Below are 11801 nucleotides of genomic sequence, written 5' to 3'. Positions count from 1 at the left end.
GGGGGGCGCAATGATAGGGAGCAAGAAATGCCCGGATCGCGAATTACACAGGCGATGATCGATGCTTATGACGAGTACACGCATTTAACGCTCGACCGGCGCGGCTTCATGGAAAAACTGACGAAACTCGCCGGTTCGAGCGCGGCTGCGGCCGCTGTGGTGCCGATGCTTGCTGCAAACTCGGCCCGTGCGGCGATCGTGCCGGAGGACGATGAGAGATTGAACATCGAAGAGATCACATATCCGGGCAATGAACGCGAGATGCGCGGCTATCTCGTTCGCCCGGCCGACGAGGATCAGCCTCTCGGTGCTGTGATCGTAGTGCACGAGAATCGCGGTCTCAACCCCCATATCCAGGACGTGGCCCGGCGCATGGCGCTGGAGGGATTCGTGGCTCTGGCACCGGACTTTCTGTCACCGCTCGGCGGCACCCCGGACGATGAGGACGAGGCACGCAGCATGTTCGGCGATCTCGACCCGGAACAGACGATCGCGAACGGTGTGGCGACGATCGAGTATTTGCAAAACCAGGACTTTACCAACGGCAATGTCGGTGCGATCGGCTTCTGCTGGGGTGGCGGCACTGTAAACAATCTCGCCGTCAATGCCCCTTCGCTCAAGGCGGCGGTGGCCTATTACGGCTCTCAGCCGGACCCGGAGGAGGTGGACAGTATCAGCGCCCCGCTGCTGTTGCACTATGCGGGCCTGGATGATCGCATCAATGCGGGAATAGATCAGTACCGGGAGGCACTGGATGCGGCAGGAAAGGACTACACGATCCACATGTATGAAGGCGTGAATCACGCCTTCAACAACGACACCTCCGAGGCACGCTATGATGAGGAGGCAGCAAATCTCGCTTGGGAGAGGACGGTCGATTTCCTGAAAGAGAACCTCGGCTGAAACCTCACGAGCGTTTTCAGAAGACTGCTCCACAATCGCGGCTTTGTCGCGCGCGCCGCAGGATGGCGCGCGCAAAGATCAGGTCGATCGGTATAGGATCACTCGTAATCCTGAGGTGGTAAAGCTCGTCTTCGAGCGATTTCAGTGCGCGCCAGAAATCGTAGTCGCTGATGGTCGGGTCACGCGCGAGTCTGTCCGACATTTGCTGCACGTCGATCTTCAAGAACGCCTCCTGCGGCGAATCGGTGTCGCGTATGGGGAATTGTGACGCGGAGGCGGGCGGCATCAAAGGAACGGGCAGTGCCAAACTTGTGCAAAGGTCCGTGGGTTAAGGGCCTTGGTTAACGGCTGGTAAATGATCCGTCGCTACCGGTGCTCTTCCTCACTGAGCTCCACCAATGCCTTGTTGAATGACCGCAGCGCACGGACATGGGATGCCCAGGCAATGATGCTGGTGTTCTCACGTGGGTCCACGACGGGCAGGCGGCCATAGCCGCTCTGGTCGAACGCGCGCAGGGCCGCATCCAGCGAATCTGTGGGCTTCAAGGCCGGCAGTTTGGAATCGGGGTCATGGATCTCCGGTTCAGCATCCTCCGCGACCGGTTCCATGAAGTCCATTACACGGGTTGTCTGGCTGTATACGCGGTGCGGCCCTTTTTGAATGAAGATGCCGCGCATTTCGAGCTGCCACTGGAACCAGGAGTGTCCATGAATAGCCTGGCAGATGCCGTGAGCCACTGCGACGGAGAGCAGGAGCGCGACGGACAGCGTATAGCCGCCCGTCAGCTCGAACACGATCACAGTGGTTGAAATCGGAGCGCCCAGCACAGCGCCCGCCACGGCGCCCATGCCGATGATGGCGTAAAGACCTTCGCTGGAAGCCAGGTCCGGAAACACGCTCGCTGCGATCACACCAAAGGAGCAGCCGGTCAATGCACCGAGATAAAGCGAAGGTGAAAAAATGCCGCCGCCGAAGCGGGTGGCGAGCGTGACCGACGTGGCGATCGTTTTTACGACGATGAGCGCAAGCATCATGGAAAGCGGCAATTGCTGCCAGAGCGCCATGTTGGTTACCTCATAGCCGACGCCCAGAACCTGAGGAAATGCAATGCCGATAGTACCGACCAGTACGCCGCCCGCAAGCGGTGTCAGCCATACGGGAATCTGGATCCCGCGGGCGATATACTCTCCGGCGAAAAGCGCAAACTGGAACAGGATGGCGACCACGGCGGCCGTTACCCCAAGCAACGCGAAGGCGGGGAACTCCCAATATGATGTGATCGCATGTTGGGGAATCACGAACGCGGCCGAATTGCCGAACCAAAGCCGCGAGGCCACGCCACCCGCGGTCGAGGCGATCACGATCGGCACGAAGGATCGCATGGAATAGTGGCCGAGAATGACCTCGTGCGCGAAAAGAACGCCGGCAATCGGGGCGTTGAATGAGGCGGCAATGGCGCTCGCCACACCGGCGCCCAGCAGTGTACGCCGGCACCAACCGGAAAGTTCGACCCGCCATGCAGCGGCCGAGGCCAGGACAGCGCCCAGGTGTACGACCGGACCTTCACGGCCAGCACTTCCGCCCGACCCGAGAGACAGGGCGGTGGTCAGTGCGGAAAGCAGCCCGTCGCGCAGGGAGAGCTTGCGGCCCGCTAGGGCACGCGCCTCGATCACATCTGCCACGACACCCGTGCCCCGTGAGCTGAGCTGCGTGAGAAGCAGCCCCACAGCCAGCCCGCCGAGGATGGGGCCGGCCATTACCCAGTACCAGGGCAGATCCATCGCCGTGGAATAGACCTGCTCCGAGCGCGTGCCGAGCCAGAAGAGCTGGAAAAGACCTATGAGCTCGCGAAAGATAATCGCCGCAACGGCCACGCCAAAGCCCAGCAGCAGCGCCAGAAACCAGACGAAAGGCTGCCGGGCTTCCAGAAACGCGCGCAGGTTCGGCTCGAACCAGGAGCGCAGTACATAGGGAAGCCGAAGCAGGAGCCTAAAAGACATTTCCCATCAGCTCCGGCGCCGGATTCCAATGGAGCGGCCCGCTCCTTCCGGTCGGGGGAGCGAAGCATGTGCTTTGGCAAGCGTTCTGACATTTTCCATGATATCCGCAGGGAATGGCGCAACTTTCGGCCCACTCATATCCACGTGCAGCGTCATGACTTCGCAGCTTGCCGCCAGCCATCCGTCCAAGTGGTACAGTTCCTGATATGAGTGAATCCGCTTTTCGTCGTGGTCGAGGAGTTGATAAGTTGCCTTGACGCGATCGCTGAGATGAAGTTCACGCACGTAGCGTAAGTGAATCTCGGCCGTGTAGGTGGTCAGGCCGCGCACCCGGGCATAATCCGGACCCATGCCGACCATCTCGCACATTTCATCAGATGCGCGATCGAAAAGGACGGTGTAATAGGCCATATTCATATGACCGTTATAGTCGATCCAGTCCTTCTCGATTTCAAAGATGCGCGAAACATGCGGGGCGTGGGTCAAATCCATGCTTTCTCCTTTCGTCGCATCCGACATCGGAGCTAAAGGCTGGTATGGGGCTAGCGCTGCACTGCAGCACTAGCCCAAGTCCAAAACAGCCTCTAGGATCATAGAAACGAAATGGCCCTTGCTTCACAAGGGCATAGAAGGAATTAGCGGAGGAAAAACATGGCCATTGCGGCAAAGGCTGAAGCAGAGCGCAACGAGAAAGGGATTGCTACCGCGATCGAGCGATTGGCTTCCCGCTTCGGCGACCGTCTGCAAACGGGCCATGCTCAGCGCGAGCAGCATGGTCACACGACCACTTACATCCCGACGCAGGCGCCGGATGCCGTCTTTTTTCCCGAAACTCAGGAGGAGGTACAGGAAGCTGTTCGCATCTGCGCGGAAAACCAAGTGCCCATAATTCCCTTTGGGGCGGGTTCTTCGCTCGAGGGTCATGTGAATGCTCCGCAGGGCGGCGTCTGTTTCGACATGTCGCACATGAACCGGGTGCTTTCGGTCAATCAGGAGGATCTGGACTGCACGGTGGAGCCGGGGATCACCCGCGAGGAGCTAAACCACTACCTGCGCGACAGCGGACTGTTTTTTCCCATTGATCCCGGCGCGAACGCCAGCATTGGCGGTATGGCGTCGACCCGCGCTTCCGGCACCAATGCCGTACGCTACGGTACGATGCGCGAGAACGTGCTTTCGCTGACAGCCGTTATGCCGGATGGGCGCCTCGTTACGACGGCCCGCCGAGCGCGGAAATCTTCTGCCGGCTACGATCTGACGCGGCTTCTTGTCGGCTCCGAAGGCACGCTGGGAGTAATCACCTCGGTGACCCTGCGGCTTCACGGCATTCCACAGGCGATTTCGGGTGGAGTTTGCCCGTTTCCCACCGTGGAGGCGGCCTGCAATGCGGTCATAATGACCATTCAGATGGGTATTCCGATTGCGCGCATAGAGCTGGTCAACGCGCTCGGCATGCGTGCCATCAACACCTATTCCAAGTTCGACTATCCGGAGAGCCCCTGTTTGTTCCTGGAGTTCCACGGAACCGAGTCCGGTGTGGCTGAACAGGCCGAAACCTTCGGCGAGGTCGCCGAGGAATTCTCCGGCGGCCCGTTCTCATGGGCCCGCGCGGCCGAGGAGCGCCAGAAGCTGTGGAAAGCGCGCCACGACTTTTATTGGGCAGGCTTTACGCTCCGGCCGGGCACCAAGGCGCTGGCCACGGATGTGTGTGTGCCCATCTCGAGGCTGGCCGAGTGCATCATCGAGACGGAGGCTGATATCGAAGAATCCGGCCTCGTCGCGCCGATTGTCGGGCATGTCGGAGACGGTAATTTCCACGTCACCGTTCTGATGGATATGGAAGACCCGGAAGAAATCGCGCGCGCCGAAGCATTTGTCTCCGGGCTTAACAAGCGTGCATTGTCGATGGAGGGCACGTGTACCGGCGAGCACGGTATCGGGCAGGGCAAGATGCGCTATCTGCGAGAGGAACATGGAGACGGCGTTGACCTGATGCGCTCCATCAAGCAGGCGCTTGATCCGTTTAACATCATGAACCCCGGCAAGATTCTCGGCCCGGCTCTGGATTAATTGCTTTGGGTCACTTTATGAACACTGCAGTCGGCCTTACCTGTTGGATGCATTCGATACGAACGGGGAGACAGTAACTGGCGCGCCTTTTCGTCTTTCTTGGTGGCCTCGTGGTGCTGGCGCTCACGGCGGCGCTGGTGGCCCCGTATTTTATCGACTGGAGTTCTTACCGCTCCGCGTTCGAGCGCGAGGCGGGGCACATATTAGGACGTGAGGTCCAGGTGGAGGGAACGGCCCGCGCGCGTCTTCTGCCTTTTCCTTCGGTGACGTTCACGGATGTGGTCGTCGTTGATCCGGAGACCGGCGAACCAGCGATGACCGTGGATGAATTCTCCATGGACGCGGAGCTTGCGCCCTTTCTGAGAGGCGAGGTCTTCATCTTCGACATGCGCCTCGTCCGGCCGAATATGCGTGTCGAAATCGCCCCTGACGGAACGGTGGACTGGGCCGTTCGCCCTTCCTCACGGTTCAATCCACGGCAAGTGACGCTGGAGAATGTGACCGTCTCGGACGGCACGATCGCTGTCCACCAGCAGGCCAGCGGACGCACGGTGAGGTTGAGCGATATCGAGAGCGAGTTGTCCGCCCGCAATCTGTCCGGACCCTGGCGCGTCAACGGATCTCTTGAGATCGACGGAATGCCGGCCTCCCTATCCGCCGCGACCGGCTCTGTTGGAGAGGACGGCCGGATGCGCGTCCGTATATCCCTTGAGCCGCGGGATTTTCCAATTGCATTAACCACCGATGGTCACGCCAGCTTCGTTGAGAAAGAGGGGCTCTACGCAGGCACCTTTCAGGTGCGTACAGTGGATCAAGACGGTGAAGAGCGGCAGAACGACCAGACCGAAAGCCTGGGCAACCGGGTCTCGGGGCGGTTCTCTCTTAATCACCAACATTTGGCAGTCGACGAATTTCTGTTCGAGACCGGGCCGGAGGATGACCCCTACACGGCAGAAGGCCGGGCGATGGTTATGCTCGGCGCGGAGCCGTCCTTCTCGATTACGGCCGATGGGGCACAGATCAGAATTGATCCATCGGACACATCCGGCGATGGGGTTGCCGGGGTCTCTGCACAAGAGCGCTTGGCCGCGCTCACCGAATTCATGGCTAACCTGCCGAAGCCTACGATTCCGGGGACGGTTGCTGTCAATCTGCCGGCTATCGTCGCGGGCGATACGACCATCCGCAATATCCGGATTGAGGCGGAGCCGGTGGATTCGGGCTGGTCCATCCATTCCGCCGCCGCCACGCTACCCGGCCGAACCCGCTTCGAGGGGGAAGGGTTGCTTGAGACGGGCGAGAGCCTGTCTTTCGACGGTCACATGCTCCTCGCGATCGGGCAGCCGTCAGGCTTTGCCTCTTGGCTTGCCCGGGATGTTGACGACGTCATTCGTCGTTTGCCTTCGGCAGGTTTTGCGGCCGATGTCGTGCTTGCACCGGAACGTCAGACTTTCGATAACCTCGAGCTGATCCTGGGAGACGCCCGGTTTGGCGGGGCCATCGACCGCCGAAATCCGCAGGATGCACGTCCTTCCCTCGTGCTGAACCTGGATGGTGATCGACTGGATGTCGAGGGAATGCAGGCTTTTGCCTCCCTGTTTCTCGACGACACCGGGCGCAATCGGCTGGCAAGCCACGACGTCGATCTCGAAATCAGTGCCGGTCCTGTCACTGCCCGTGGCGTGACCGCCGAGCGGCTCGAAACCGCGTTGCGGCTGCGGGAAGGGGCAGTGGAGATCGACCAGCTCACCATCACGGGCCTTGCGGGTGCACGCATCAGCGCGACGGGACAAGTGCGCGATCTCGGCTCTACACCGACGGGCAGGGTGGATGCCACGATCATTTCCGTGGATCTTGCGCCGCTGACGGAATTGCTAGCGCGGCGCTTTCCGGAGGCCGGTCCTCTCTCGGCACTGGCCCGCAACGCAGAGAATTTCCCCGGCCTCCTTTCCGATGGTGAAGTGAACATTGTGGCCAGCGCCGCCGATAACGGCGACAGTTCCAGCAGCCTTGCCGTGAGCGCTGACGGAAGAGCTGGCGGCACCGAGTTCAGCGCTTCGATATCGGGCCAGGGAACACCGGCGGATTTGGCATCGTCCCGGACGACCGTGAATTTCACCGCACGGAACGGGGCGGCGGTACTATATGCGCTATTCGGCTTGCCGGCCCTGCCGCTCGATCTCGCCGGCGAAGCCGAGGTGGACCTTACCGCCACGGGAGTTCCAGCCGACGGGATGGAGACAACGATCAAATTTGCTGGGGACGATCTCTCGGCCGATTTTGAGGGCGAGGTAGCATTCACGAACGAAGGGTTTGGCGTGCACGGCGCAGCCAGCTTGGAAAGTGCGGACCTGGAACCGTGGCTCGCCGTCACGGGTGTCTCTTTCCCCGGTTTCGGATTCGGCTTGCCGGTTAACCTCACTGCTGCGCTGGAATACAGCAATGAGCTTGCCGTACTGAGCGACATCAGCGGCCATGTTGCCGAAAGTGCGGTCAGCGGCGATCTCAACGGTGAGTTACGTGAGGGAATTCCGCATTTGACGGGAGAATTGACGCTTAGCCTCCTCGATCTAGGGATCGGCGCGGAAATGATTGCGGGCAGCAATGCCTTTCAGCCTGATGAAGGGGCGTGGCCGCAAACGCCATTCCGGCAGAACACGAGCGTTCCATTTTCCGCTGACGTGGCGCTCTTCGCCGATAGCCTCTGGTTCGGGAACACGATTGGTGCGGAGAACGCACAAATGCATCTGGTGCTGGAGCCGGGCGAGTTTTCGGTTTCGGAATTGACGGCGACGATGTTCGACGGCTCGGTTGAAGGCCTTGCCGAGTTTCGAAACAATGAGGGAACCGGCCTGCTTTCGGCACAACTCTCCCTGGACGATATCGTTCTTGAGGACCTCCTGCCGGATGCGAGCCTCTCTGGTCGCGGTGATCTCAGCGCCAGCCTGACATCCAGCGGAAGATCTGTGAACGCGATGGCGGCTTCACTCTCCGGTTCCGGATCGGTGAGTTTGAGCGATTTGCGGATCATGGGTATCGAGGACGAGGCGCTTCCGGCGATTCTCGACCGGGCGGACCCGCTCGGCATCGATATAGATGCCGAGGATGTTGCCGCTTTTGCGCCGCCGCTGGTGCAAGGCGGCGATTTTAGAGCTAACGATGTGGAGTTCGCCTTTTCCGCCGCTAATGGCGTTGTACGTACGCCGCCCGTGCAGCTTGAGAGCGAACACGCGTCGGTGAGTGTCGAGGCTGTCGCTGATGTCGGAGAGCGGACCGTTTCCGCCACGGGGACCATAGCCTACGATCCCGAAGAGGAGGGCATGGCCGGCTCCGAGCCGAGTGTTTTCTTCACCGCCAGCGGCCCCATGGGAGGAGCGCGGTTCGACATAGACACCGAGCCACTGGCACAATTTCTCACCCAGCGTGCGCTTGAGCGGGAGCAGCGGCGCGTCGAGCACATGCAGGCTGTCCTGCTGGAGACGCAGCGTTTACGGCGCGAGGAGCGTTACTTCGAAGCCCGGGCAAACGAGCGCAGGGCGGTGCAGGCCGAGCGTATTCGCCTTGAACGCCAGGCGGAAATGCAGAGGAGCCAACGTGCCGAGCGCGAGCGGCAAAGGGCGGAGCAAGCCGCCGCGGAATCCGAAGATGACTCAACGCAGGAAATGCAAGGGGGGGATATTCCGGACGCACAAGTTGATGAGCCGCAATCGTCGCAAAGCCCCATCGAGCGAGGACCGCTTCCGCCCGCGCAAGGGAATGCAAACAGCTCCAACAACCAATCGCAAACCGGCCAGACCGGAATCGATATTCAGAGCCTCACAGTCGACAAGCTTCTGGAACTGCTTGACAACAAACCGTAGCCTCGCTTTGGGCTTGATGTCTCTCGTCTATCGGCGCTCGCTCTTCACAGCTTCAAGCACATAAAGCCGTAATGCCGAGGAAAGATTGGTATCCGGCGCGCGGCTGGCGTCGATTTCGGCAATGAGCGCCGCCATGGTCATTTCGCGTCTCGCTGCGATCCGCTCGAGTTCCGATACAAAGTCCGTTTCAAGCGAAAAGCTGGTACGGTGTCCTCGAATGGTGACCGAGCGCTTTTCCGGCCGGCTCATCTCGCTCTAATCGCGCCGCTATTTCTTGCGAAAGGCGTCCAGGGAAACAACTTCCGCGCCTTTGCCATTGTCGGTGTTTTCCTCGGCTTCGTTTTCCTCCGCCGCCGCTTCGGCAAGTGCGACCTGGTCTTTTTCAGCCGGTTGATCATTGTCCTTCACGGGCGCTTCGGATTCGGCCGTTTCCGACTTCACCTCGAACTCGACTTCGAAGTTGGCTGCCGGATCGTAGAAGCCATGCACCGCCGAGAAAGGAACCTCCAGCTTTTCCGGTACGTCGGAAAAGGAGAGAAGGATCTCGAAACCCTTCTCGGTCACCTTGAGATCCCAATATTGATACTGGATGACAATCGTCATCTGCTCGGGATAGCGCTCCCGCAACCGGCTGGACATGCGCACGCCCGGCGCCCCGGTCAGGAACGTGACGAAGAAATGGTGGTCTCCAGGCAGCCCCGCGCGCGCTACTTCCTGCAGCACTTTGCGCACGACACTGCGCAGAGCCTCCTGGACGAGTATGTCGTAGCGAATGCGGTCCTCGGACATAGGCGTTGCGGATTCCTGATCTGTGGCGATTCCGCCTAGCTCTACTGAAGCTTAGTGCCGTCGTAAACCGAAGAAAGGTTGCTGAAAGAAAAAAGGAAAATGTTTCCTTTATGCTCAGCCGCGTATCGTCTCGGTTTCCGGTGTTCGAATCGGCTTCCGGCCGAAGGCGCGCAGAAACGTGCTCACGGCGCACTTCGTGGAGGCCAGCAATTGCTCGTCACTGAGTTGCCTGCCGAAAGTGGATGGCAGGTGAATGTCGGATTGATTCAGCGCCATGAAATGCCGCGCGGCGACATCAGGATCGTCTATTTCCAGATAACCGCTATAGGCCAACCTTGCAAAACGAGCGGCAAGCGCCGACTCGATCTTGCCCGGCCCTTCCTCGCGCCAGACGTCGAAGAGCTCCGGATGACGCTCGCCTTCCAACTGGATGAGCTTGTTCAGAAACTCCCCATCCTGGCAGCACAGGCAGATCTTATTCATACGCAGGGCGAAGTCCGTCAGGTCACGCTCCAGATCAGTCGGATGATCTGGAAACGTGTCCAGAACGGCGTACGCTCGCGCGTTGCACCGATCGGTAACCTGGCGCAGCACCGCGTCGAAAAGTTTTTCCTTGTCGCCATGATGATTGTAGATCGTTTGCCGCGAAACGCCCGCTTCCGCCGCAATCAGATCGATATTGGCGCCGGCGAGCCCTTCCCGGCAGAAAACCGCTGCTGCTGCATTAATGATCGACTGGCGTTTGGCCGCGTGGCTGCGTGTCATGAGACTGGCAGGAGGTTTGTTTGTTGCATCACAAAGCCTATATAGGCATGATTGACAATTTGGACAAGAATGTATAAAAATATTGGCAAGCCCCCTTCCGATGATTGTCGGATAAACCGTCTCCGCAACGTCCTTTAGCCAGGGCACCATTCCCGTGTCCTGAAAATTCGAAAGCGCAAATCATGACGACTGCTTTTTTCCGTATGGCGGTGGTGCTCGGCCTTTTGACGGCCATGGGACCCTTCGCCATCGATATGTACCTTCCAGCTTTGCCTACCATTGGCGATGATTTGAATGCGGGGACCACGGCCGTTCAGCTTAGCCTTCAGCTGTTTCTGCTCACGATGGGGCTTGCGCAGCTCGTCGTCGGTCCGCTCTCCGATATGCTGGGCCGCAAAACGCCGCTATATATCGGCATTGGGCTTTTTATGGCCGGCAGCATTGGCGCTGCGCTTGCGCCGACAGTCGAATGGCTGGTCGCATTTCGCGTTCTCCAGGGGTTCGGAGCTGCAGCGGGCATGGTCGTGCCCCGCGCAGTCGTGCGCGACCTGCACACGGGCAACGAGGCGGCACGACTCATGTCGCTTCTGATGCTGGTGTTCTCCGTCTCACCTATTTTGGCGCCGCTCACTGGCAGCCTGATTATCGAAGCGTTCGGATGGCGCGCTGTCTTCTGGGCGGTGACGATTGTCGGGTTAATCGGGCTGGTGCTTCTTTTGACCGCGCTGGAGGAAACGCGTCCCCCGGCACAGCGCATCGGCAGCTCATTCCGTTCGGCCCTGGTGGGATATCGTTTCCTGTTGGGCCACGGCCGGTTTCTAGGGCTCACCTTCATCGGTGGTTTCAGCATCTCCGGGCTGTTCGTCTATTTAATGAACTCGCCCTTTGTGTTGATCGACCACTATAATCTCTCGCCGGTGCTTTACAGCCTTTGCTTTTCGGTCAACGCGATCTCCTTCTTCTCCATGTCGCAACTCACCGGAATGCTCGCCGACCGGTTTGGTCTTCCCGCGCTGGTGCGTTTCGCAGTCGCCGGGTTTGCGGTCGCCAGCATCGCGCTTTTTGCTATCATGGCCACCGGATACCAGCCGCTGTGGCTCTTGATCTCACTGTTGTTTATTGGCTTCGGGTTTCTGGGGCTTGTCATTCCGACAACGTCTGTCATGGCCATGGATGATCACGGCGAAATAGCTGGCACGGCGTCCGCGCTGATGGGGATGCTGCACTTCGCTACGGGCGCCGCGATCATGGCTGTTGCCGGGTTGTTCTTCGACGGTACCCCACTGACGATGGTCGCCGCGATCGCGATCGGCGGCCTGCTCGCGCTGACGCTGACGCAGGTCACCCTTGGACGAGAGCCCGAGCAAGCGGCACAAGCACCAGCCGAGTAGAAAAAGAGCGCGGCTTGCAGCC

The 11801-nt window shown here is 59.8% G+C and carries 10 protein-coding genes; 4 read left to right on the top strand and 6 right to left on the bottom strand.

All coding sequences use genetic code 11. The features are described from left to right. Positions 1 to 27: 27 nt before the first annotated feature. Positions 28 to 903, top strand: a complete 876-nt coding sequence (locus LY631_RS07530; protein WP_274424588.1) for a dienelactone hydrolase family protein — start codon at positions 28 to 30, stop codon at positions 901 to 903. A 16-nt stretch (positions 904 to 919) separates the two neighbouring features. On the opposite strand, the gene LY631_RS07525 is transcribed toward LY631_RS07530, so the two are convergent. The 3 genes from LY631_RS07525 to LY631_RS07515 form a co-directional block, all read right to left on the bottom strand. Further along, positions 920 to 1126: a hypothetical protein gene (locus tag LY631_RS07525; RefSeq protein WP_274424587.1), complete on the bottom strand. Its 207-nt coding sequence runs from the start codon at positions 1124 to 1126 to the stop codon at positions 920 to 922. A 143-nt stretch (positions 1127 to 1269) separates the two neighbouring features. After that, positions 1270 to 2904, bottom strand: coding sequence for a chloride channel protein (locus tag LY631_RS07520; protein ID WP_274424585.1), 1635 nt, complete (start codon positions 2902 to 2904; stop codon positions 1270 to 1272). 6 nt (positions 2905 to 2910) lie between these two features. After that, positions 2911 to 3396 carry a thioesterase family protein gene (locus LY631_RS07515; RefSeq protein ID WP_274424584.1) on the bottom strand — a complete coding sequence of 162 codons (486 nt, stop codon included), beginning with the start codon at positions 3394 to 3396 and terminating at the stop codon, positions 2911 to 2913. Between the two features lie 159 nt (positions 3397 to 3555). Between LY631_RS07515 and LY631_RS07510 the strand changes: the two genes are divergently transcribed. Both LY631_RS07510 and LY631_RS07505 read left to right on the top strand, forming a co-directional pair. Further along, positions 3556 to 4974 carry an FAD-binding oxidoreductase gene (locus tag LY631_RS07510; protein ID WP_274424583.1) on the top strand — a complete coding sequence of 473 codons (1419 nt, stop codon included), beginning with the start codon at positions 3556 to 3558 and terminating at the stop codon, positions 4972 to 4974. A 77-nt stretch (positions 4975 to 5051) separates the two neighbouring features. Then, positions 5052 to 8834, top strand: coding sequence for an AsmA family protein (locus LY631_RS07505; protein WP_274425083.1), 3783 nt, complete (start codon positions 5052 to 5054; stop codon positions 8832 to 8834). 27 nt (positions 8835 to 8861) lie between these two features. On the opposite strand, the gene LY631_RS07500 is transcribed toward LY631_RS07505, so the two are convergent. From LY631_RS07500 to LY631_RS07490, 3 genes are all read right to left on the bottom strand, one after another. Then, positions 8862 to 9083 (bottom strand): ribbon-helix-helix domain-containing protein, encoded by a 222-nt coding sequence (locus tag LY631_RS07500; RefSeq protein WP_274424582.1) that lies wholly within the window; start codon positions 9081 to 9083, stop codon positions 8862 to 8864. An 18-nt stretch (positions 9084 to 9101) separates the two neighbouring features. Beyond that, positions 9102 to 9623 (bottom strand): SspB family protein, encoded by a 522-nt coding sequence (locus LY631_RS07495; protein ID WP_274424581.1) that lies wholly within the window; start codon positions 9621 to 9623, stop codon positions 9102 to 9104. 114 nt (positions 9624 to 9737) lie between these two features. Next, positions 9738 to 10388, bottom strand: a complete 651-nt coding sequence (locus LY631_RS07490) for a TetR/AcrR family transcriptional regulator (RefSeq protein ID WP_274424580.1) — start codon at positions 10386 to 10388, stop codon at positions 9738 to 9740. Between the two features lie 182 nt (positions 10389 to 10570). Here LY631_RS07490 and LY631_RS07485 point away from each other — a divergent pair, with 182 nt between their 5' ends. Continuing rightward, positions 10571 to 11779 (top strand): multidrug effflux MFS transporter, encoded by a 1209-nt coding sequence (locus LY631_RS07485; protein ID WP_274424579.1) that lies wholly within the window; start codon positions 10571 to 10573, stop codon positions 11777 to 11779. The last annotated feature ends 22 nt before the right edge of the window (positions 11780 to 11801 follow it).

Origin of the sequence: Chelativorans sp. YIM 93263 (genome assembly GCF_028767125.1) — a bacterium.
Lineage (GTDB): Bacteria > Pseudomonadota > Alphaproteobacteria > Rhizobiales > Rhizobiaceae > Chelativorans.
The sequence above is the reverse complement of the archived record's forward strand: the minus strand, read 5'-3'. Positions and strand labels throughout refer to the sequence as shown.